The sequence below is a fragment of the Hyphomicrobium sp. DMF-1 genome (assembly GCF_027886585.1).
Classification (GTDB): domain Bacteria; phylum Pseudomonadota; class Alphaproteobacteria; order Rhizobiales; family Hyphomicrobiaceae; genus Hyphomicrobium_C; species Hyphomicrobium_C zavarzinii.
In genome coordinates this window covers 321,926-343,998 of the sequence record NZ_CP115706.1, presented here as the reverse complement: position 1 = coordinate 343,998, position 22,073 = coordinate 321,926, and the positions used below count along the sequence as shown (strand labels likewise).

The 22,073-nt window shown below is 64.6% G+C and carries 22 protein-coding genes; 12 read left to right on the top strand and 10 right to left on the bottom strand.

Going from position 1 to position 22,073, the window contains the following annotated elements; translation table 11 throughout:
- Nucleotides 1-48: 48 nt before the first annotated feature.
- On the bottom strand, nt 49-864 hold the full coding sequence (locus tag PE058_RS01515) for a hypothetical protein (RefSeq protein WP_020085784.1): 816 nt from the start codon (nt 862-864) through the stop codon (nt 49-51).
- A 278-nt stretch (nt 865-1,142) separates the two neighbouring features.
- On the opposite strand from PE058_RS01515, the gene PE058_RS01510 reads away from it, so the two are divergent.
- The 3 genes from PE058_RS01510 (at nt 1,143) to PE058_RS01500 (ending at nt 2,458) form a co-directional block, all read left to right on the top strand.
- Nucleotides 1,143-1,394, top strand: a complete 252-nt coding sequence (locus PE058_RS01510) for a GlsB/YeaQ/YmgE family stress response membrane protein (RefSeq protein ID WP_271029662.1) — start codon at nt 1,143-1,145, stop codon at nt 1,392-1,394.
- An 82-nt stretch (nt 1,395-1,476) separates the two neighbouring features.
- Nucleotides 1,477-1,626: a hypothetical protein gene (locus PE058_RS01505; protein ID WP_156827352.1), complete on the top strand. Its 150-nt coding sequence runs from the start codon at nt 1,477-1,479 to the stop codon at nt 1,624-1,626.
- A 172-nt stretch (nt 1,627-1,798) separates the two neighbouring features.
- Nucleotides 1,799-2,458 (top strand): methyl-accepting chemotaxis protein, encoded by a 660-nt coding sequence (locus PE058_RS01500; protein ID WP_271029661.1) that lies wholly within the window; start codon nt 1,799-1,801, stop codon nt 2,456-2,458.
- A gap of 24 nt (nt 2,459-2,482) precedes the next feature.
- On the opposite strand, the gene PE058_RS01495 is transcribed toward PE058_RS01500, so the two are convergent.
- Nucleotides 2,483-2,893 carry a winged helix-turn-helix transcriptional regulator gene (locus PE058_RS01495; protein WP_020085780.1) on the bottom strand — a complete coding sequence of 137 codons (411 nt, stop codon included), beginning with the start codon at nt 2,891-2,893 and terminating at the stop codon, nt 2,483-2,485.
- Nucleotides 2,894-3,005: 112 nt separating this feature from the next.
- On the opposite strand from PE058_RS01495, the gene PE058_RS01490 reads away from it, so the two are divergent.
- Together PE058_RS01490 and PE058_RS01485 are read left to right on the top strand one after the other, a co-directional pair.
- Nucleotides 3,006-3,911 (top strand): SDR family oxidoreductase, encoded by a 906-nt coding sequence (locus PE058_RS01490; RefSeq protein ID WP_271029660.1) that lies wholly within the window; start codon nt 3,006-3,008, stop codon nt 3,909-3,911.
- Nucleotides 3,908-4,396, top strand: coding sequence for a VOC family protein (locus PE058_RS01485; protein ID WP_271029659.1), 489 nt, complete (start codon nt 3,908-3,910; stop codon nt 4,394-4,396). The genes PE058_RS01490 and PE058_RS01485 overlap by 4 nt, the downstream gene beginning before the upstream one ends.
- 274 nt (nt 4,397-4,670) lie before the next feature.
- On the opposite strand, the gene rpmB is transcribed toward PE058_RS01485, so the two are convergent.
- Nucleotides 4,671-4,964 carry a 50S ribosomal protein L28 gene (rpmB, locus tag PE058_RS01480; RefSeq protein ID WP_026867995.1) on the bottom strand — a complete coding sequence of 98 codons (294 nt, stop codon included), beginning with the start codon at nt 4,962-4,964 and terminating at the stop codon, nt 4,671-4,673.
- 379 nt (nt 4,965-5,343) lie between these two features.
- Here rpmB and PE058_RS01475 point away from each other — a divergent pair, with 379 nt between their 5' ends.
- The 5 genes from PE058_RS01475 (at nt 5,344) to PE058_RS01455 (ending at nt 12,119) form a co-directional block, all read left to right on the top strand.
- Nucleotides 5,344-6,207, top strand: coding sequence for a DUF3108 domain-containing protein (locus PE058_RS01475; RefSeq protein WP_020085776.1), 864 nt, complete (start codon nt 5,344-5,346; stop codon nt 6,205-6,207).
- 250 nt (nt 6,208-6,457) lie between these two features.
- Nucleotides 6,458-9,679, top strand: a complete 3,222-nt coding sequence (locus PE058_RS01470; protein WP_271029658.1) for a helicase-related protein — start codon at nt 6,458-6,460, stop codon at nt 9,677-9,679.
- The gene (locus PE058_RS01465) at nt 9,676-10,098 is read left to right on the top strand and encodes an RNA-binding S4 domain-containing protein (protein ID WP_271029657.1); all 423 of its coding nucleotides are present in this window, start codon (nt 9,676-9,678) and stop codon (nt 10,096-10,098) included. The genes PE058_RS01470 and PE058_RS01465 overlap by 4 nt, the downstream gene beginning before the upstream one ends.
- Nucleotides 10,099-10,209: 111 nt before the next feature.
- Nucleotides 10,210-10,548: a ferredoxin FdxA gene (fdxA, locus tag PE058_RS01460; protein ID WP_020085773.1), complete on the top strand. Its 339-nt coding sequence runs from the start codon at nt 10,210-10,212 to the stop codon at nt 10,546-10,548.
- Between the two features lie 479 nt (nt 10,549-11,027).
- Nucleotides 11,028-12,119: a CarD family transcriptional regulator gene (locus PE058_RS01455; RefSeq protein WP_020085772.1), complete on the top strand. Its 1,092-nt coding sequence runs from the start codon at nt 11,028-11,030 to the stop codon at nt 12,117-12,119.
- Between the two features lie 44 nt (nt 12,120-12,163).
- Here PE058_RS01455 and PE058_RS01450 read toward each other — a convergent pair whose 3' ends face one another.
- Nucleotides 12,164-13,042 (bottom strand): thermonuclease family protein, encoded by an 879-nt coding sequence (locus tag PE058_RS01450; protein ID WP_271030643.1) that lies wholly within the window; start codon nt 13,040-13,042, stop codon nt 12,164-12,166.
- A gap of 122 nt (nt 13,043-13,164) precedes the next feature.
- Nucleotides 13,165-14,736 (bottom strand): hypothetical protein, encoded by a 1,572-nt coding sequence (locus PE058_RS01445; RefSeq protein ID WP_271029656.1) that lies wholly within the window; start codon nt 14,734-14,736, stop codon nt 13,165-13,167.
- A 209-nt stretch (nt 14,737-14,945) separates the two neighbouring features.
- Between PE058_RS01445 and PE058_RS01440 the strand changes: the two genes are divergently transcribed.
- Nucleotides 14,946-15,389, top strand: coding sequence for a hypothetical protein (locus tag PE058_RS01440; protein WP_020085769.1), 444 nt, complete (start codon nt 14,946-14,948; stop codon nt 15,387-15,389).
- A 102-nt stretch (nt 15,390-15,491) separates the two neighbouring features.
- Here the strand turns inward: PE058_RS01440 and ppk2 are convergent, their stop codons facing one another.
- A complete protein-coding gene (ppk2, locus tag PE058_RS01435; protein WP_020085768.1) occupies nt 15,492-16,400 on the bottom strand; it encodes a polyphosphate kinase 2 in 909 nt (302 codons plus the stop codon).
- A gap of 254 nt (nt 16,401-16,654) precedes the next feature.
- Between ppk2 and PE058_RS01430 the strand changes: the two genes are divergently transcribed.
- On the top strand, nt 16,655-18,019 hold the full coding sequence (locus tag PE058_RS01430; protein WP_271029655.1) for an ATP-binding protein: 1,365 nt from the start codon (nt 16,655-16,657) through the stop codon (nt 18,017-18,019).
- Between the two features lie 375 nt (nt 18,020-18,394).
- On the opposite strand, the gene PE058_RS01425 is transcribed toward PE058_RS01430, so the two are convergent.
- From PE058_RS01425 to sdhC, 4 genes are all read right to left on the bottom strand, one after another.
- Nucleotides 18,395-18,994, bottom strand: coding sequence for a hypothetical protein (locus PE058_RS01425; RefSeq protein ID WP_020085766.1), 600 nt, complete (start codon nt 18,992-18,994; stop codon nt 18,395-18,397).
- Nucleotides 18,995-19,315: 321 nt separating this feature from the next.
- Nucleotides 19,316-21,157, bottom strand: coding sequence for a succinate dehydrogenase flavoprotein subunit (gene sdhA, locus PE058_RS01420; protein WP_020085765.1), 1,842 nt, complete (start codon nt 21,155-21,157; stop codon nt 19,316-19,318).
- A gap of 7 nt (nt 21,158-21,164) precedes the next feature.
- The gene (gene sdhD / locus PE058_RS01415; RefSeq protein WP_271029654.1) at nt 21,165-21,545 is read right to left on the bottom strand and encodes a succinate dehydrogenase, hydrophobic membrane anchor protein; all 381 of its coding nucleotides are present in this window, start codon (nt 21,543-21,545) and stop codon (nt 21,165-21,167) included.
- On the bottom strand, nt 21,542-21,967 hold the full coding sequence (gene sdhC, locus PE058_RS01410; RefSeq protein ID WP_020085763.1) for a succinate dehydrogenase, cytochrome b556 subunit: 426 nt from the start codon (nt 21,965-21,967) through the stop codon (nt 21,542-21,544). The genes sdhD and sdhC overlap by 4 nt, the downstream gene beginning before the upstream one ends.
- Between the last annotated feature and the right edge of the window lie 106 nt (nt 21,968-22,073).

The window sequence follows — 22,073 nt, the reverse complement described above, 5'->3', positions numbered from 1 at the left end:
AACTTTCGTTCGCGCCAAATGCCTATGGAACGGGCAGCGTGTTGACCTTTAGGGCATCACGCCGGATCGCGGATAGCTGCGCACCACGTCCCAGGCCACTTTCTGCATCTTGGCCGCGAGTGCTTCAGAGGGAGCCTGATAGTCCCCGCCCCACTCGTTCTTGAGCGCGCGCGGTAAGCCCTCCGGGCTTTGGCCGGTGAGCGCCGCGTAGTGCACCATGGCGATGAAATAGCGCCCGAGGTCGTTTGGGTGGATGTCGTCGCTGAAGAGATCCCGGATGTCGTGCACGTCCGGCACCCGGCCGGCGGCGATCTCGTCGTGAAGCTTGGCCATTGCCTGCCCGGCGGGGACGAGAAGCATCTCGGGGCTGCCTGCGGGACGCGCCGCGTTGACGTGATCGGCGATGCCTTCCCAGAGCGAAAGATCCAGGTCGAGACGCTTGCGCCAGGGAATGCCGCCGTCCCCGTCATAAGGGACTTCGGCGCCTGTGCCGCTTTTGAGGCTGTGCCATGTCTCGTAGAGGTAGACGCGCGCTTTGGGGTTGGAGGCGTGCGCAAGGTTGAACCAGCGCAAGGCCGCGCCGTTCGAATCCTCCCACTCGATCGTGCCTTTCAGCGGAACGCGCTCGGTGAGGACGACCGCGTCGTAGCGCTTCGCGGAAAGCGCCGCGCGCCCGTCGATCCCTTCCGCCGAGGCCGAGTTCTCCCAGTTCCACTTGAGGGGCGCGCCGTTGATGATCTGGTACTCCACCCGCCCATCGCGCCCCGAAGCCTTGAGCACGTCTTCGAGCATCAAGGGAAGCGTGGGGCTCACCAGGCTGTGTCCGACAAACAGGAAGGCAAAGGTGAGTCCGAGAAGTGCCATGGGCTCGGCCGCACTCCTAAAAACGCGAGGAGGATGATGCGGAGACTTTGGCCATCCGCGCCGGGGCGTGTCCATGCCGTCCGGCAATTATACTGAATTCTCCGTCCCCTAAGGATGCGCGTGCGGATTGTGTGCAGCCGCACACCGGGCGTGTTTCGGGGATCTGCGAACTCAAGTATCGTCGCGAAGTCTGTCGGCGCGGGTCAAGGCCCGCACAGGCAGGGTGTTCGAGAGCCTGAAACGTCCGTTTTGCGTCATGTCAAACCGGAGGAATACACATGGCTTTGGAAGGCATCATCATTTGGCTCATCATCGGAGCCATCGCCGGCTGGTTGGCCGGTCAGATCATCAAAGGCGGCGGCTTCGGCCTCGTCGGTAATATCGTGCTCGGCATCGTGGGTGCTGTTGTTGCCGGATGGCTTCTGCCGAGGCTAGGCCTATATATCGGCGGCGGGTTGTTGGGACACATCATCAACGCAACTATCGGCGCACTTCTGGTCATATTCATCATTAGGCTCGTCGCGCGCTGACGGGCCAGATCGGCTAGGCATGGCGAGACGGTTGTCGCCATGCCTTATCGAACGCCGCCAAGCTCTGAAGGCGGCATGGGCGATGCCACTTTCGTTCGCCGCGCTGTTCGCAGGCGGCCCTCTCCGGATCGCGTTTGCCGAGAAAGTCCCTCCCGTTCTCGATCTCTCCTACGCCGTCGCTCTCGTTCTGGCCGGCTGGTCGATGTCGCGCTTGGCGCGGCAACCTGGGTGATCGCCCCCGCCGTCTCTGCCCAAAACGCAGTCTCGGATGACCGGTCCGCGGGCAGAAAAATGATCATCTGGCCGCAATCAGCGACGCGCTTTCCATGCGCGAATCGGCTCAAATAGAACAGCGACTCACTTCACTCTCGAGAAAGACAGATGATTTCGGAGCGCTCGACGCGATGACGCAAGAGACGACAGCCTTTTCGGCCGACGACTTCCTGAGGAGCATCGGCGTGAGAATCGACGGCTTCATGTATCGCGGCCAGAACAGCAACGACTACGCCATGGTCTGGTTGTCCGAGGGCTTCAGCCGTCTCACCGGCTACGATCGCGACACTTTCATTCGTGAGCGGACCGGATTTGCCTCTTTGATCGTGAAGGATGACCTGCCGAAGGTGGATGCCGCAGTTGCAGAAGCGCTCTCGCGCGGTGGCAACTGGCAGGTGAGCTATCGCATCCGCCATCGCGAAGGCAAAATCCTCTACGTGCACGAGACCGGCGGCGCTTCATCGACCATCGATCCCAACACCAACGCGCCGGCTTACCTCGACGGCATCATCCTCGAAGCAGGCGCCCTGTCGCGCCTCGCCGAGCGTCTCGCACAAGGCGCCACTGCGTTGAGCAAGGTCGACGTCGCTGCCGAGGACATCCGCACGACGCTCAAGACGTTGCGTCTGCTCGCGCTCAACGCGCGCATTGAGGCAGCGCGTGCCATGGAGCACGGCGCAGGCTTCGGCGTTGTCGCGCAGGAAATGACCAGCCTGGCCGACCGCGGCGAGGCGGTGACCAGCCGCATGACGACGGAGCTCACCCAGCTCCGCAGCACCATCGTTCTCTGATAGCCTCCGAGCGAGCCGAGCCCCTCACGTGACTTCCGCGATGTCGGAGGTCGCTGCGACGCCTTCGCGATCATACCGTTCGCGCGCTTTCCGGATCTCCGCGTGATGCGCATCCGCCCATCGGATCAATTCCGAAAGCGGCGCGAGCAGTGATTGCCCGAGCGGCGTCAGCCGATACTCGACGCTCGGCGGCAGCGTCGGGAATACGTGGCGGCTCACCAAGCCGTCCCGCTGTAGATCGCGGAGCGTCTGCGTCAGCATCCTCTGCGAAATATCGGGAATGGCCCGGCGCAGCTCTCCGAACCGGTAAGGCCGCTCCCCCAGCACGCACACGATGAGCGTGCTCCACTTGTCTCCAATGCGATCGAGCACGCCCCGGACCGGACAGGCGGCGGGGTCTTCCTGCGCATCGCGACTGACCTTGCTGGCGTCCATGGGCGGTTACCTCGACGTGCCTATCTCCCGAAAAACTGCCGTCTTTACGGACAGTAAGTCTCCATCTTAGACGTGGTCTCTAAATGAGACAACATCACAAAGGAGAACCAAAGTGTCCGATACATTGCTTGTGACGGGCGCGTCCGGCCAGCTCGGCCGGCGTGTGCTGGCGCATCTGCTCGACACCTGCGCCGTGCCGCCAGCCCGCCTGATCGCCGTGACGCGCGACCCGGCCAAGCTGGCAGATTTCGCGGCGCGCGGGGTCGAGGTGAGGCGCGGCGACTTCGACGATCCCGGCTCGCTCGGGGAGGCCTTCAAAGGCGCGGGCCGCCTTCTTCTCATTTCGACGGACGCGCTCGACACGCCGGGCCGCAGGCTGGCGCAGCACCAGGCTGCGATCGCGGCGGCCAAGACCGCCGGCGTCCGGCACATCGTCTACACCTCGATGCCAAATCCGGACGGCTCTCCCATTCCGTTCGCGCCGGATCACCTGGGTACCGAGCAGGCGCTCGCCCTGAGCGGCCGCGGCTGGACCATCTTGAGAAACGCTTGGTATTTCGAGAACCTCGCCTTTTCGCTGCCGGGCGCCTTGGCGAGCGGAAAATGGTTCACCGCCTCGGGTGACGGACGCATCGCCCACCTTTCGCGAAACGACTGCGCCCGCGCCGCCGCCTTCGCCCTTGCGGCCGAACCCGGGGGGAATACGGTTTATGACATTACCGGGCCGGTGGCGGAGACCACAGCCGAGATCGCAGCCCTCGTCAGCCAGGCGCTGGGCAAGCCGATCGAGGTCGTGCAGGTCTCGGACGACGACCTCGTGCGTGGCATGGTTGCGGCCGGCGTGCCCGAGCCTATGGCCGCCATCCTGGCGTCGTTCGACACCAACACCCGCCTCGGGCGTGCCGCAAACGTCAGCGATGCGATCGAGAAGCTGACTGGACGAAAACCCGAAACGCTACGCAGCTACCTGGCCGCCAACAGCCAGACTTTCTTGCCCGACCATGGAGCGCACACATGACGACGGAGAAAAAGCCCATCGATCCCGGCACGCGGATCGGGCACGTGCACTTGAAGGTGGCCGATCTTGAGCGCGCCTTGGGATTTTACCGCGATGTGCTGGGCTTCGAGCTGACGCAGCGTTATGGCAGCCAGGCGGCGTTCGTCTCGGCAGGCGGCTATCACCACCACATCGGCCTCAACACCTGGGAGAGCCGTGGCGGCTCTCCCCCGCCGCGCGGAACGACCGGGCTCTACCATGTGGCCATTCTCTATCCCACGCGGGCCGCCCTCGCGGATGCGCTACGCCGCGTCGTGGCGGCCGGCATCGAGATCGAGGGCGCAAGCGACCATGGAGTGAGCGAGGCGATCTACCTGCGCGATCCGGACGGCAACGGGATCGAGCTTTATCGGGACCGCCCCGAGGCGGAATGGCCTCGCCAGCCCGACGGGAGCCTCGATATGACCACCGGGCCCCTCGATCTCCGAGAGCTGATCTCGGCCTAGACCATGATCGCTTCGGACCCTATCAGTCCGAAGCGTGAATCATCGGTCTCACTGAAGTCCCATGATCGCTTCGGACCCTATCAGTCCGAAGCGTGAATCATCGGTCTCACTGAAGTCCCATGATCGCTTCGGACCCTATCAGTCCGAAGCGTGAATCACCGGTCTCGTTAAAGCCCGGTACCGTGATCCTGGTTCAATGCTGGCCGACACGAAAAAATGCGCCACGCCGGTTTCCGGCGGGCGCATTTTGAATTTCGAAGCCTGGGGCTGAGCCTTAGGCTGCCTTCTCGGCCTTTGCCTTGGCGATCTCGCGCTTCAGCTTGAGGCAGTCGGGCGACAGCTCCTCGTTGTCGGCCTTGGCCAGGAACGCGTCGAGACCGCCGCGATGCTCCACCGACTTCAGCGCATGAGCGGTGATGCGGAGCTTCACCTGGCGATCGAGCGTCTCGCTGATCAGGGTGACATTCACGAGGTTGGGACGGAACTTGCGCTTCGTCTTGTTCTCGGCATGGCTTCTGAGCTGGCCCGAAAGCGGCAGCTTGCCCGTCAACTCACAGCGCCTGGTCATCTGACTATCCTTCGTTCGGTCGAGCCCCACGTCCGACCGCCCGCCCCGAGGACGGACCCGAAATCACGGGGAAAATCAATGAAAATAGCCCGCAGATACAGATCTGCGGGACAGTCGGGGCTTTCTATACGCGAGCCGCCGCAAGAACGTCAAGCGTATGAGGCCATTCCGCCGCGCTGAAAAGGCACTCCGGGCAAAAATTCGGGCCGGGAACGGAATAGATGATTTGGGGATTAAACGGGCTGAGCGCCGTGCCAATCCGGCGCGAGCGTGAGCGAATTGTTAAGCCTTACGGGGCAGAATGTGTCCTACGAAGTCGTATCGTAAACCCGTTTTAGTCCCTTTTCGCTGAGAGTCGCGGCGAGAAGGGTTGGTGAGTATGATCATGTACCAGGTACAGTCTCGTCGCGTGCGTGGATGCGTTTTGGCGCTTGGCTCGGCAGCTCTTGCCGCTCTGGTGCCGCTTTCGCCACTGGCCACGGCCGCCCCGTCGCCTACAGGCGTTTCCCCGGTCCGGGTCGACGCCAGCTACAAGATCACCCTCAACGGGTTCGATCTCGGCACCTTCCGCTTCAAATCCAACGTCGGCCGCACGAGCTACACGCTCGATACGGATGTGCAGATTTCCGCACTTCTCGGCGTCTTCCATTGGAAGGGCGTGACCCACAGCTCGGGCACCCTCAAGGCCAAGGCCCCCAAGCCCGCCGATTTCCGCTTTGATTATGAAAGCTCCGTGCGCAACGGCTCCGTTACCATGGGCTTCGATCAGAACGGCATCGATCGCCTCACCGTTCTTCCGGTTACCCTGGAAGCGCCGGATACGGTGCCCCTCACCCGCTCGCACCTCAACAACGTGTTCGATCCCCTGAGTGCCATCATGGCGATCACGCACACCGATGCGCCCTCGCCTTGCGGCCGCAAGGTGGCGATTTTCGACGGCAAGCAGCGCTTCGACATCGATCTGCGATATGCCCGGGAGATCCCAGTGGAAGGCGTGAAGGGCGAGACGGCCACCGTCTGCCGCGTCAAATATACGCCCATCGCCGGATACCGTCCGACCGAGGAAACGCGCCAGCTCGCCGCCACGAATGATATCGAGATCGCTTTCCGCGTCGTGCCTGCTGCCAAGCTGATGCTGCCCCAGTCGGTGTCGGTCCCCACGGCCGCCGGCGAAGCCCGCATTAACCTCGAGCGCGTGAACATCGAGCTTCCCGAGCGCGGTCAGGTCGCCTCGGCCAACTAGGGTCGCTTTTCCGTCATAGTCCGACATCTGCAGAGGGCATCGCGGCTTCCCCGCGGTGCCCTCGGGCATTTCCGGCGTCGTGGCACGTTCTCGACGGCGGCGGGAACGAAGCATTTTGCAGGCGAGCAGACGCGAGTCAGCTTTAGAAGAATTCCACCGGGATGGACGCCTTTCCCCCGCGTAATCAAATAGCTTGATCTCGAACCCTCGCAATGCAATGCCAAGGGCTCTTCCAAAGGAGATCTCGCGTATGGCCAGCGATCTGGAAACGCGCATCCGCAACGTCACTGCGGTACTCGGCCCCACCAACACCGGCAAGACCCATCTCGCGATCGAGCGCATGCTCGGTCATGAGAGCGGCATGATCGGTCTGCCGCTGCGGCTGCTCGCGCGCGAGGTCTACGACAAGATCTCCGCCCGCATCGGCGCCGACAAGGTCGCCCTCATCACCGGTGAGGAAAAGATCAAGCCCGAGCGTGCACGCTATTGGGTGGCGACCGTCGAGGCGATGCCGCGAGACGTGGACGTGGACTTCCTCGCCATCGACGAGATCCAGCTCGCCGGTGACCCTGAGCGCGGCCATGTCTTCACCGACCGCCTGCTTCATGCGCGGGGCCGTGCCGAAACCCTGCTGCTCGGCGCGCAGACCATGCGCGATGCCATCCAGGACCTGATCCCCGGCGCGAACTTCATCTCGCGCCCGCGCCTCTCGCGCCTCACCTATGCGGGCGAGAAAAAGATCACGCGCCTGCCGGGCCGCTCCGCCGTCGTCGCCTTCTCGGCCAACGAGGTCTACGCCATCGCCGAGCTCATCCGCCGCCAGCGCGGCGGCACGGCCGTGGTGCTCGGCGCCCTCTCGCCGCGCACGCGCAACGCGCAGGTCGCGCTCTATCAGTCCGGCGACGTCGACTTCCTCGTCGCCACCGATGCAATCGGCATGGGCCTCAATCTCGACGTGGATCACGTCGCGTTCTCCGCCGTGCGCAAGTTCGACGGTCAGAACTTCCGCAATCTCACGGCCAACGAGATCGGACAGATCGCAGGCCGCGCGGGCCGCCACATGAACGACGGCACCTTCGGCGTGACGGGCAACTGCGAGCCGTTCGATGCGGATCTCGTGGAGCGGCTGGAAACGCACACCTTCGACAATGTGCGCGTGCTTCAGTGGCGTAACCGCCGCCTCGAATTCTCGTCCCTCGATCGCCTCCGCGACAGCCTTCGCGAGATGCCGAACGAGCAGCGCCTGACGCGCGCGCGCATGGCCGATGACGTGATCGCCCTCGAGACGCTGGCCAACGATCGCGAAATCGCCGGATACGCAACGACATCCGCCGCCGTTCAGCGGCTCTGGGAAGTCTGCCAGATCCCGGACTACCGCAAGATCTCTTCGCAAAACCACGCCGAGCTGATCGGAACGATCTACGGCTACCTCATGGGCCCCGAAGGCCGCGTGCCCGAGGATTGGTTCGCCAAGCAGGTCGCCTTCGCCGACCGCACCGACGGCGACATCGATACGCTCGCAAACCGCATCGCGCACATTCGCACCTGGACCTTCGTCTCCAATCGCGCGGACTGGTTGAAGGACCCCGGTCATTGGCAGGCCCGCACGCGCGCCATTGAGGATGCGCTGTCTGACGCACTCCACGAGCAGTTGACGCAGCGCTTCGTCGACCGGCGCACCAGCGCCCTGATGAAGGGCCTGCGCGACAAGGAGGAGCTCAACGCCGAAATTGGCGAGGACGGCGCCATCCGCGTCGAGAACCACTATGTGGGAAGCCTCAAGGGGTTTCGTTTCTCGCCCGAGACCCAGAGCGGCGACGGCATTCACGGCAAGGCCGCCCGCAGTGCCGCCGCGCAGGTATTGTCGCGCGAGCTTGGCATGCGCGCCCGCCGCGTCGCTGCGGCCAAGGCCGACGCTTTCAAAGTCAATCGTTCGGGCCGCATCCTGTGGCGCGACGAGGAGATCGCCGCGCTCGAACCCGCGGAAGATCCCCTGAAGCCGCAGATCAACTTGCTGGCCGATGAGCACCTGACCGGCCCCGACCGCGAGAAGGTCCAGGCCCGCCTCGAAGCCTGGCGTGACGAGGTCATCGCCGAGCGGCTGAAACCGCTGGTCGATATCGCCAAGGCGGAGGATCTCACGGGCCTCGCCCGCGGCATCGCCTTCCGCCTCACCGAGAGCTTCGGCATGGTGAAGCGCGAGCTGATCGCCGACATGATGAAGCACCTCGATCAGGAGGCGCGCGCGCAGCTCCGTAAGTACGGCGTTCGCTTCGGCGCGTTCAACATCTACTTCCCGACTCTCTTGAAGCCCGCTCCTGCCGAGCTCGCCGTCACGCTCTGGGCGCTGAAGCATGCCCCCGCGCACGGCCTCACGCTCGAGACGCTGCCGGAGCTTCCGCGCGCCGGTCTCACGTCGGCCGCCGTCCAGACCACAGCCCCGGAAGCGCTCTATCGCGCCTATGGCTTCCATGTGTGCGGTCCGCGCGCCGTGCGCCTCGACATCCTCGAGCGTCTGGCTGATCTGATCCGTCCACTGCTCGCCTACCGGGCATCGCCCGAGAACGCGACAGCCCCGCCCAAGGGATCCACCGGCGATGGCGGCTTCATCGTGACGCCGGAGATGATGTCGATCCTCGGCTGCTCGCCGGATGAACTGAGCAACGTGTTGAAGGCCCTCGGCTTCCGGCTTGACCGCAAGACCGTGCCGAAGCCTGTCGAGCCCGCCCGCGCCGATGCGGCTCAGGTTGCCGATCCGGCGTCCGGTGCGCCAGAGGCCTCGCAACCCGCGCCCGAAACGGCGGAGGCGGAGGCGAGCGCTGCTCCGCAGGACGCCGCGCCCGTGCCCGCCGAGGCGGAACCCGCCGCGCAGGCGGAGGCAACTCCCGCTGCGGAAGCAGCCACGGAAGCTCAGGCCGACGAAACCATCGTCATCGACGTTTGGCGCCCGCGCCGCCATCGCGACGAGCGCCCTCAGCGCCGCGAGGAAGGCCGCCGCGAAGGTCAGGGCCGCGAGCACAGGGACCGCCATCACGGTCGCCGTCGAGGCAGTGGAGAGGGACGCGGTCACGCGCCGGCTGCTGCCGCTCCCGCCGACGCCGCCGCGTCTCAGCAGAGCGAGGCCTCGGCCAACGCGGGCGACGCGCAGTCTCAGGTCAATGCGTCCGAGGCACCTCAGCGTCACCGCGGTGACCGGGAGCGCGGCAGAGACCGCGACCGCACGCAGCGCGATCAGGACCGGAACCGCCCGCGGCCCCAGCAGCGTCATCGCGACGGCGGACACGGAGAGCGCCGCCGCGATGAGCGGCGCGGCGATGATCGCCGCCGTCACGAGGATCGGCAGGCGCCGGTCATGCGCTCGGCGAGCCCGCCAGCCAAGAAGGGCGGGCCCGATCCCGATTCACCCTTTGCCTCGCTCGGCGCCCTGCGCGATGCGTTGGCCAAGCAGGCCCGGGAAAAGAACTCCACATGACGAAACCCGCCGCGAGCCCTGCCGCCGCCGAGACCGGACATCAGCGTCTCGACAAGTGGCTGTGGTTTGCGCGGGTGGCCAAATCCCGGACGCTGGCGGCGACCGCCGTCACCGAGGGCAAGATCAAGGTTAACCGCGTGAAGGCCGAGAAGGCCAGCCAGGCGATCAAGATCGGCGATGTTGTCACCTCCCGCCTTCACCGCAATGTCCGGGTGCTCAAGGTGCTGGGGCTGGGAGAGCGCCGGGGACCAGCGGCCGAGGCACAGCTGCTCTATGAGGACTTGACGCCGCGCGCGCCGCCCGCCGGGGCGGCGGCCGACACGGGCGAGCCCATGGCCTGGGGCGAGCGGGCTCCCGGGGCCGGACGGCCGACCAAGCGGGAGCGCCGGCAGATTGACGAGCTCAAACGATCCACCTGACGAACGTCAAATGGCGCGGCTGTGACGTTGCGGGGCTTGCTATGGGGTCCGGCATTTGGCACATCCCGAGATCAAGCGAACGCACCTTCAGAAGATCCGGACACCTCCGACATGACCTACGTCGTCAACGACAAGTGCATTAAGTGCAAGTACACCGATTGTGTGGAGGTGTGCCCCGTCGATTGCTTCTACGAGGGTGACAATATGTTGGTGATCCACCCCGACGAGTGCATCGATTGCGGGGTGTGCGAGCCGGAATGCCCTGTCGATGCCATCAAACCGGACACGGAGCCGGGCCAGGAGCGCTGGCTCGAGGTCAATCGCGAATACGCAGACAAATGGCCGAATATTACTTCGAAGAAGCCCCCGTTACCGGAGGCCGAGCAGTACAGGGATGAAAAAGACAAGTTCGATAAATATTTTTCTTCCGAACCTGGCCAAGGCGACTAAGTGGAGACTGCGTAAAATAGCGTAGTCGTCGTCCTTGCGTGCGTCGCAGCAACTCGAAGACTTAATCAAGTTCTTTAAGCCCTAGATCACCTATATTCCTTATCGCGCTTCAATTTTCATGAAATTTGTGTTACAAGTATATCCTTGGACAGATTAGAACCGAACAGGAACGAAGACGGCCCAACGTAGCACTTGCCGCGAGCTTTTCGGAGCTTTGTGGCCGATTGCTGCGCCGAATGTGGGCGCCCATCTGAGATCTGTGACTTATCGTCCAACTGAGAGTAAGCGGGTAGCTATTTCGGCTCGGCAACCCGACATGCTGGGGAGGTCCTGGAACGGCGGCAAAGGCGACCTGCCGACGTCCGGGTCTATGTGTGACTGCACGGTCTACGGGCTCAACAAGACCCGGTTGCAGAGAAGAGTACGGCTCGACCCATTCGGGGCCGAGCGTTGTGATACGAGAGAGTGAGACGAAGTCTATGGCTCAGAAGAACAAAGCGCACGCCAAGGCTAGGACATCCAAGCCCGCTGCGTCCAAGACCGCTGCCCGGCCCTCCCAGACCAAATCTGCTGCTGCCAAGCCCGGCGCGAAGAAAACCGCCGCCGCCGTCTCCGCAAGTCATGCCAAGAAGCCGAGCCCTGTCAAGGCTTCCGTCGCCAAGTCGCCTGTTGCCAAGTCACCCGTTGCAAAATCAGTCGTGAAAGGACCCGAGATGAAGAAGGCGGTTACCGCAGCCAACGCAGGGAAGAAGCCCGCATTGAAGGCGGTTGTCGCTCCTCAGTCTCAGCCTGCGGCCGCCAAGGCGGCCGCTCCGGCAAAGTCCGTTGCCGCGCCCGCTGCGGCGGCTACTGTCGCCGGCCATCAGGCCGTCACGCCGGCCCGCGCCGCTGCTGCGCTCGCCAAGTCTGGCGGCCAGAAGCTGACGGCCCCCGTTCAGCCGGCCACTCCGAAGGAGATCGCCGAGAAGGCCGCGGCCGCCCGTCAGGTCATGGCGGCGCAGAGCGCGGCTCAGAAGAAGTCCGTCAGCCAGCGCCACGGCTTCAAGACCAACGAGTTCATCGTTTACCCGGCTCACGGCGTCGGCCGCATCGTCGGCATCGAGGAGCAGGAGATCGCGGGCATGTCGCTCGAGCTCTTCGTCATTACTTTCGACAAGGAGAAGCTCACGCTCCGCGTTCCCACCGGCAAGCTCGACAGCGTCGGCATGCGCAAGCTCGCCGATGACGGCATCGTCAAGAAGGCTATGGAGACGCTGAAGGGCCGCGCCCGCGTGAAGCGCACCATGTGGAGCCGCCGCGCGCAGGAGTACGTCGCGAAGATCAACTCCGGTGATCTGGTTTCGATCGCCGAGGTCGTTCGCGATCTCTACCGTTCCGAGGCCCAGCCTGAGCAGTCCTACTCCGAGCGTCAGCTCTACGAGGACGCGCTCGATCGCATGGCACGCGAGATCGCAGCCGTCGAGAAGCTCGATGAGCGCGGCGCCGTGCAGCGCATCACCGAGGTGCTCTCCAAGAGCGCCCGCGGCCGCCGTATGGCGGATGGCACGGATGCCGAGGTGAAGGCCGCATAAGCAGCCTTACACAGCCACCCAGAATTGCGACACCCCGCTGCCCGTCAGCGGGGTGTTGTCGTATCTGGGGGCGGCGTCGCGGACTTTGTGTCGGCGGCCGCTTTGGATCCGGGCGGCGGCACACCTTCATTCCCGTTTAGCGTTTCGATCTCGTCGAACGAGCCGAGCACGATCATCGGCCCGTTGCGCCGCTCGATCCATCCCCGCACGCGGATCTCCTTTCCAGCAAGTGCGCTGAGACGCGTCGCGCCATCCGGGCTCCGGTCGACCAGGGAGCTCGCGATGCTGGCGGTGAAATCACGGCGCCAATCCGAGCCGAAGTTGATGTAGGTGGTCCGTTGCGTGCGCGCGACCTGCGACACGCGCCCGCTGACCAGAACGAACTGGCCGGCGAGACGCAGCAACGCATCCACCTCGGAAGCCTCGCGCACGCGATAGGTCGTGCGGCTCCAGAGTCCGCGCTGCGCGGTGCGGGGTTCCTCTTCCGCGCCGAGAAGCGCGCGAAGGCAGCCCGAATTTCCAGGCAGCGCATAGGCCCGCGCATGGCCGTCGGCGATCAGGCGCCGCTGCACCCACTCGGGTCCGCTCACCCCCGCGACGTAGAGCTGCGCCAACTCACGTCCATAGCGATCGCGCTTGCGGCCCTCGTAGCGCAAGGTGACCGCGCGACCGGAGACCAGTGTTTCGAGCGCGCGGAGAGCTTCGCGCTCGGGTGGCCAGGCATCCGGCGTGGCGGCGATGGCATCCGCCTTTGGAGCCAGCGCGCCGATCAGGCGAACCTCCCGCCCATCGTCGAGAAGCACGGTCTCGCTATCGATCACCCGCACCACATCGTGCGAAGACCCCGCATCTGTGGCGCACGTTTCGTCGGCCCGTGATGCAACGGCGAGACCCCAGCACGCTGCGATGGCGGCCGAGGCCATGGTGATCACGCGTTTCGTTTGGATGCAGATCCTGAGCACAGGCGGCTTTGAGGCTCCATGAGAAGAGCAAGAAGTCTCACACCGTATCAGCCTGCGCGCGAAAATCATCGCCCGGTTGCGCGTTAGCCGGCGTTCTGCAGCGCGCTTATCGCGTCGCCCGCGCCGAATATCGGATAGTCGTGGCAGAGCACGTCGTCGAAAGTATCCAGACAGAAGATGCTGGCGCTCAGAAAATCGAGCGAAGGATCGGCCATCAGGATGGGCGCCGAAAGGTCGTACGCGTCGTCTTGGGCGGGGAGCGGCCCGGACACCAGCAAGGCGCCATCCGCTTCGTCGGCAAGCGCAAGGGGACGGTCGAGATCGATGCCGAGCGCTCCATTCTTGAAGTTGAGGAGGCGGACCAAACTGCTCCGCTGATGGGCCTCGCTCGGAAAGAGATGAACGACGAGCTCGCGCGAGCGGACATCATAAGCCGCCGCCATGTGCGATGGCGTCCACGTCACTGCGAGGCGATCCTCCGGTGCGGCATCGGAGATCACCAGCGACGCGCCGGGCGACGCGATCACGAACCGGTCCTCGTGCGGGCTCGCGATCATCCGCTCGGCACCTGAAACACGGAGGCCGCCGGATCCTGCTCTGTCGCCTGTGCGGCCGTCGAGATGCAGCTCGGCGTCGGCATGCGCCGTGATGCGGAAGCCGACATCGGAGTGCGAGAGATCGAGCACACCCCCGCCTCCCGCGCCGCCGTTGCGATTGAACTCCACCTTGAGCGGGCTCGGCGACAGCCCGACCCCTTTTCCGATCGTGAGCCGGTCGCCCGTACCGTCCCACACCACCTCCTCGATCGAGAGCAGGTGATCCTGACCGGCGCGGTAGGTCGCGATGAAGTCGGGCTGATGGTGCGGCTCACGCGCGAAGGGCGCCTCGAGCGTCACATCGCCGGCCCCTGTGTAGACGATGGTGTCGCGGCCGTCCTCGTCGTAGGTGAGGCCCGGCTGTCCGCCGTGGACGATGTTGAGGCCCGCCGACCAATGGAACGTATCGTCCCCCCGGCCACCATACAGCTTGTCGATCTGGCCCGAGATGTCGTTGCCCGAGAGATCGTCCGCGCCCTTGCCGCCGAGGAGGGCGGTGAAGCCGTTTCCGGTCCGGAGTTTGTCGTCCCGCGACGTTCCGAGCAGCGTCGAGGTGCCCGGCGAGAAGCGCACCCCAGCGGGCAGGGCGGCCTCCACGTCGATCCCGGTGTGATGGAGCAGCGAAGCAATGAGCGATGACGAGTTGAGCGTCGGCAACGCGGACCCCGGTAATGCAAGCGCGATGTAGGGAAAGCGCTGGAGTTCGATGTCGGTCGCGAAGGACGCGAGGCTCGCCCACAGCTCGATGGCCGCGCTTCCTTCGACGATGTCGCGGCCGCCGCGGCTTTCGGGGGTGCCGATCTTGAGAGCGAGCGCATCGTCCCTGAGATTGGCGTTCGCCTCCGAAAGCGTGGTGCCGCCGTGCCAGCCCTCGACGCCGAGGCGCACGCCCGCGTCGTCGGCCTCCCGGAGGCCTTCGATGACGAACCAATCGTCCTGGCGTACGGGGCGGCCGGGATCCTGGAAATCACTCCGGCACACGATCTGCAGGTGGTCGAAGCCGAGCAGGCCCAACCCCATTGTCCGCACAGGCAGCCTCTCCACGCGAATACCCGGCATCGGTCGCTCCCTGCATTGGGTTCGACGACATATATCAACCATAGATTGAATATTAGTTGAGTATCGCGCAAAAGATGAACGCAAACGCCGGGCGACTCTGCCGTGCCACTTCTGGCGATCAGGCCTTCCAACATCCCCCGAAGCGGTCAATACTGCCTAAAAAAGAAGCGGAACGCTCGATTCATCATAGCTCAGGAGGGGAAAAGGTCATGGAGGGAACGTCTTTTAAGAGCCTCGTGCTCGGCTTCATCGCGGGGGCGATCGCGCTGGTCACGGTGCACGAGCTGATTGGTCTCTGGCTTTACAACTCGGGATATGCGACGCGCCTGCCGTGGTCCATGGAACCGTCGTTGATGACCGGCTATCCGCAGATCGCAACCGATGCGGTGTGGGGTGGCGTCTGGGGCGCGGTCTTCGCCCTCATTCTCGGAAGCGTGCCGCGGGGCTCGATGACCTTTCGGGGCGCTCTGCTCGGGCTCATTGGCCCGGCGCTGGTCGGTACCCTGGTTCTGATCCCGCTGATCAGGAGCGAGCCGCCGTTTCTGGGGAACGACATCAACCTGATCTGGCCGGTGCTGGCCACGGGGGCCGGGTTCGGCGCGGCCACCGCTTGGCTCTACGGCTTCCTCACGTCCGGCTGCCGTCTGCCCTGACCCGGAAACCGGACCATATTTCACGTGAATCGAGCTCCAGCCACATGGGTTGGAGCCCGATTTTCTTGCGCACCGGTGTCGTCTTTCGGACCCTGACCGCTCTCAGGACTGCTTGCCGTTGAGGGTGGCCAGGTAGTCCGCCCCGGACGTGGTGATCTTGGGATCGATAGCCCCGATCGCGTCCTTGTTCTTGCCCGCATAGTCCAGCGCCAAGAGGATCACGCGCATGGCTTCGAGGCGCGCGCGCCGCTGATCGTTGGCGTTGATCACGGTCCACGGGCTGACGGCAGTGTGGGTGAAGCGCAGCATGTCGGCCTCGGCCCGCGTGTAATCGTCGTATTTGCCGATGGCCGCGCGGTCGATTTCGGTCACCTTCCATTGCTTGAACGGATCATGACGCCGCTCGTGGAAGCGCTTGAGCTGCATTTCGCGCCCCACCGTCAGGTAAATCTTGAAGAAGCGGATGTTGTCGCGAACCAGAAGCGCCTCGAACTCGGGCGCGTCGCGAAGAAAACGCGCCACCTCATCCTCGCTGCAGAACCCCATCACGCGCTCGACGCCCGCGCGATTGTACCAGCTCCGGTCGAACAGAACCATGTCGCCGCGCGTCGGCAAATGGCTGATGTAGCGCTGAAAATACCATTGCCCGCGCTCCGCTTCGGTTGGTTTCGAAAGCGCGACGGAGCGGGAGTGGCGGGGGTTAACCCGCTCCAGGATACGCGCGATGCAGCCGCCTTTGCCCGACGTGTCGCGTCCCTCGAACACGACCACGACCCGCTCGCCTTGGGCCTGCACATGGTCCTGCAACTTGATCAGCTCGAGTTGCAGCTGCTGGAGCTGATCCTCGTAGACTTTCCGCTTGAGCTTGTCGTCGTAGGGATACCCGCCTGACTTGAGCGCGCGCTCTTCGAGCTGCGGGGGGAAGGTGGGATTGTCGAGGTCGAACCCCGGATAGGCTTGCGGCACCCCCGAGCTTTCCTTCTCGGTCTTGCCGTTCTTCGATTTTCCCATGGTTTCCGTCCTCGTCCCTCGAGCGCTGCCCAGCCTGCTTGCCGGGATAGAGGAACGTTGAAGCAATTCAATGAAAAGCGAAAGCGCCTCGGGGCGCAGATGAACTGTCACACAAGTGTTGTTTATCAGGAAGCCGAATTGCGGACATCGCCCGCGGAGGAGCTTCGCTTTGAAAACCATAAACACCCAACCGGTCCGGCGGGTGCGCCGTGAGGGTTGAGCCCATGCTGCGGATCGAGGCAATATGGGCGCCCATGACGGAGCCCCGGTGGCTGACCCGATACCTGTCAGCACTCACAACGAAGATCGAGCCTTTGCGGGCAGGCCTGCGCGGATTTCGCAGTCGCCTGTGCAGCCGCCTCTGGGCCGTTGCCGTCGCGGCGTTTCTGTTCGTCGGGCTGGCCGTGGCCGGAAGCATCTCCTGGCAACTGGCCGTCGCTGCTTTTGCTGTGATGGCGATGGCCATCGGCGGGCAAGGCCCTTCCGACGGCGAAAACGGCGATGACGCCTCTGCCGGGGATCGCGAGCGCTTCGTGCGCGGGCCGACATTGAGCGAAAAGGAGGCCGCGAGCTGGCGGCTTCTGCTCGACGCCATTCCCGACGCCGTGCTCGCCCTCGATCATAATTTCAACGTTCTGCACTTCAACGCGCTCTTTCAGGACCTGTTTCCGAAGGTGCGACCGGGACAGCCGCTGAGCCACGTCTCGCGCAATCCGGAGCTGAACGAGGCGGTGGAGAAGGCGGCCGTTTCAAACGAGCCCGTCGTCGTCGATCTGTTCGAGCGTGTTCCGGTCGAGCGGCGCATCTCGGCGACCGTCTCTCGTCTGGGCGGCAAGGAAACGCGCCGCGGCCTGCCGTTGCTGGTCATCTCGTTCCGCGATCTTACCGAGCAGGACAAACTCGCCCAGATGCGCGCGGACTTCATCGCCAACGCCAGCCACGAGCTGCGCACGCCGCTCGCCTCGTTGCGCGGCTTCGTCGAGACGCTGCAGGGGCCGGCGCGGGACGATCCGGACGCGCGCGCCCGCTTTCTCGGCATCATGTCGAGCCAGGCAAACCGCATGACCCGCCTCATCGACGATCTCCTTTCGCTGAGCCGCGTGGAGATGCGCGTTCACTTGCCGCCGAAGGGAATCGTCGAGCTGAACGAGGTCGCGGCCTACGTGGCGCAGGCGCTGGAGCCTCTGGCCGCCGCCTCGAAAGTGAAGATCGTGGTGACGAAGAGCGACGGCCCCATCAGGATACGCGGCGATCGCGACGAGATCGTGCAGGTAATCCAGAACCTCGTGCACAATGGCATCAAGTACGGCCGCGAGAATGGGCGCGTGGAAATCGCAGTCTCCCGTGTTCTCGATGGCTCGCCGCCGGTTCCACGCGTGCTGGTCGCCATCGCCGATGACGGCCCCGGCATCGCTCCGGAGCATCTGCCGCGGCTTACCGAGCGCTTCTACCGCGCCAACGCGGCGGCAAGCAGGGACAAAGGCGGCACGGGGCTCGGCCTCGCCATCGTCAAGCACATCGTCATCCGCCACCGCGGAGAGCTGCGCATTTCGAGTGTGGTCGGAAAGGGCTCCACCTTCTCGATCCTGTTCGACGAACTCGGCGGCCAGCGCAGCTAGAGACGGGGCCTCTCTCCTCTCCCCGCAAAGAGCGAGGAAGTGAAGCGTTCGAGAGAACGCCCTTCTTTCTCCCGGTGGGAGAAACCCGTCCATGCGCAGCAAGGCCTCGACATGACATCCGGATGATGTGAAGTTTTGTGCTTGGCAGTATCCGCCAATGGAACGTCATCCCGGCGCGGGCCGGGATCCACGCAAGCATCCACCGGTTCAACGGATTGAAGTGCACCCACCTCGAAATGTGTCGCGGGTGCCGGCCTCCGCCGGCATGACGTTGGTTTTGTAGAAACCGACGGCCCAAACTCAACGTCACCCCGATGAAGATCGGGGTCCAGACACTTCTCCGCGGTGCAGAGGGCAACACGGGAAACGCGGGCGTCAGTCCGTGCGATATTTCTTGAGCTCGCGCACGAGCGTGGTGAGCCGGTCCGCGACCTCGGTGCCGACATCGACCGAGACCTTTAGCGTCGCGCGGTTCTGGATGAGCTTGTTCAGGCTGTCCTGGCATTCGCCGAAGCCGAAGAAGATCTGCTCGGGCGCCTCCACCGTGCCGTCCTCAATGGCGCACATCACCTCGAAGGCGCTCTGCGAGGCGAGCACCAGCATGGAGGCCACGTCATTGATCGCCTGCTGGTAGAGCTTGGCCGCATCGGATGTGACGCGCGGTCCGTGTACGCCGAATTTCAGAGGCGAGGCCCCCTGCGCGCCTTCGCCCGCGAACAGCCGGGGATTGCGCTGGAAGCGGCGGAAGATCTCGGTCAGATGCAGGCAGCAGGTCTCGAGCTCGCGCAGCGCCGTCACCGCCTTGCGCTTCGGCCGCATCCGGTCAGCCGTCCGCTCGCGAGCCGCCCAGTTGATCGTCGCGATGGAGGAGATCGTGCCGAGCGCGGCGATGGCCGGAAGCACGGCCGCGAACGGATCCGGCGCGATCCGCGAGTCGCCGTCGTCGGAAGGTGTCGGTGCCGGGTCCTTCGCCAATCTCGTCTGCCTCTCGAGCCGTGTGCTGGCGGGCCCATCGCCCTCCGCGGAAACTGCGCTTGAATGCCTGGGACGCCATTCAGGCTGCATGCCGAAGCGTCTCAGACTGTCGGCGGACGGAGCGCCGCCGGAAGAGGCACAACATTTACGCGTCGGCAGTGTCTGACAAGTGCAGAAATGCGCCTCGGGGCTGCTTTGAGCACGCCAGTCTGTCGAGAAGGCGGCAATTCCCGGCGCCGTGCAGGAATAGCGTGAGAAACCGGCAAAAAAAGCCCCGGATCTCTCGATCCGGGGCGGAAAATCTGCGTCGGCCAGAATGCCCTAGTAAACGCGTGCCTTGGGCTCGATGTACTTGATCTCGTTGGTCAGCGTGTGCGTGTGCACCGGCCGGAAATCGAGCGAGACGGACTTCTTCTCATAGTCGGCGAACGCCAGCGTGTGCTTCATCCAATTGACGTCGTCGCGGTTCGGATAGTCCTCGCGGGCGTGTGCGCCACGGCTTTCCTTCCGGTTCTCGGCGCCGACGACCGTCACCGCGGCCTGCGCGATCAGGTTGTCGTACTCGAGCGTCTCGATCAGGTCCGAGTTCCAGATCAGCGAGCGGTCGGTGACGCCGATGTCCTTGGATGCCTTCCAGATATCGAGGATCTTCTGCACGCCTTCCTTGAGGACGGGACCATCGCGGAACACGGCGCAGTTCGCCTGCATCACCTTCTGCATCCTGAGGCGCAGCGCCGCCGTCGGCTCCTTGCCTTTGGCATAGCGGAAACGGTCGAGACGGGCGAGCGCGGCGTCCGTGGCGTCCTTCGCGAAATCAGGCTGTGACGCGCCCTTCTCGATGGAGTCAGCGCAGCGCAGCGCTGCCGCCCGCCCGAACACCACGAGGTCGATAAGCGAGTTGGAGCCGAGACGGTTGGCGCCGTGCACCGAAACGCACGCCGCTTCGCCGATGGCCATCAGGCCCGGCACCACATGGTCCGGGTTGCCGCCCTTCAGCGTCAGCACCTCGCCGTGATAGTTGGTCGGGATGCCGCCCATGTTGTAGTGCACGGTCGGCAGCACCGGGATCGGCTGGCGCGTGAGATCCACGCCCGCGAATACCTTGGCGCTTTCCGTGATGCCGGGCAGCCGTTCCGCCAGGATCTTGGGATCGAGATGATCGAGGTGCAGGTAGATGTGGTCCTTGTCGGGACCGACGCCACGCCCCTCGCGGATCTCGACCGTCATCGAGCGCGAGACGACGTCCCGCGAGGCGAGATCCTTCGCATGAGGCGCGTAACGCTCCATGAAGCGCTCGCCCGAGCTGTTGGTGAGATACCCGCCCTCGCCGCGCGCGCCTTCGGTGATCAGCACGCCCGCGCCGTAGATGCCTGTCGGGTGGAACTGCACGAACTCCATGTCCTGCAGCGGAAGGCCCGCACGAAGCACCATGGCGTTGCCGTCGCCGGTGCAGGTGTGCGCCGAGGTGCAGGAGAAGTAGGCGCGTCCGTAGCCGCCCGTCGCCAGAATGGTGCGCTTGGCGCGGAAGCGGTGGATCGTGCCGTCTTCCATCGAAAGCGCGATTACGCCGCGGCACGCACCCTCCTCGTCCATCAGGAGGTCGAGCGCGAAGTATTCGATGAAGAACTCCGCCGAGTGGCGCAGCGACTGTCCGTAGAGCGTATGCAGCATGGCGTGCCCGGTGCGGTCGGCGGCCGCGCAGGTGCGCTGTGCCGGCGGTCCCGAGCCGAATTCCGTTGTCATGCCGCCGAACGGGCGCTGATAGATCTTGCCATCCTCCGTGCGGGAGAAGGGCACGCCGTAGTGCTCGAGCTCGTACACCGCGTCGGGCGCATGGCGGCAGAGATACTCGATCGCGTCCTGGTCGCCGAGCCAGTCGGAGCCCTTGACGGTGTCGTACATGTGCCAGCGCCAGTTGTCGGGGCCCATGTTGCCGAGCGAGGCCGCGACGCCGCCCTGTGCGGCGACGGTGTGCGAGCGCGTGGGAAACACCTTGGTGATACAGGCCGTCTTGAGGCCTGCTTCGGCGGCTCCCAGCGTCGCGCGAAGACCCGCGCCGCCTGCGCCGACGACGATCACGTCGTAGGTATGATCGTGCGTGGGATAAGCCTTGCCGTTGATGGCGGGCGAAGCCGGCTCTTTTCCGTTGGTCTTGGCAGCCATCGTGACGTTAGCCTCCGAAGGAGAGCTTGAGAATGGAAAGCGCGCTCGCCGCAGCAACGGCGATGGCGAAGAAGGAGTTCAGCATCAGCAGCACGATCTTCGCTGCCTCGCCGTGCACGTAATCCTCGATGATCACCTGCATGCCGAGACGCATGTGAATGGCAGCCGAGGTGATGAACAGGAGCAGCGGCAGCGCGATGATCGGCTGGGCGATGGTCGCCTTCACCGTGGCGTGGTCGGCACCGATGAGGCTGACCGCGAGCCAGATCGCGAAAATGGAGAGCACGAGGTTGGCGGCACCGGTCGTCCGCTGCGTCCAGAAATGATCGGCGCCTTCCTTGGCGGAGCCCAGCCGGCGAACCTCTTTGAGCGGCGTGCGCATGCTCATGGCGCGCTCCCTCCGGCGACGAACAGGACATAGAGCCAGATCAGCACCGTCGTGATGGCCGAGAACGCGAGGGTGCCCCACGAGAGCAGATCCACCGTTTCGAGCTTGTAGCCGCGGCCGGTGTCCCAGATGAAATGCCGGATACCGCCCGCGAGATGATGCAGCAGCGCCCAGGTGTAGCCGAACAGCACGAGCTGCCCCAGCCAGGTGCCGAGCAGGCCGGTTACCGTGGCGTAGGCATCCGGACCGCTCGCCGCGGCCACCAGCACGCAGGCCACGAGCACGGTTCCGAAATAGAGCGCGGCACCGGTTATGCGATGCACGATCGACATCAGCATGTTGACGGGCATCTTGTAGATCTGCAGGTGCGGCGAAAGCGGACGTGCCGCTTGCGAGCCCCGCTCGGCTTTGGCGTCAGCCATTTATTCTCCGTCCCCCGAGAGCGTTTCCGGCCGTACGCACCCAGCAGGGTCCGTCGGCAGAAGCGCAACAAACAAAAAAACCTTGGCCGTAGCTCCGCCCGCATGG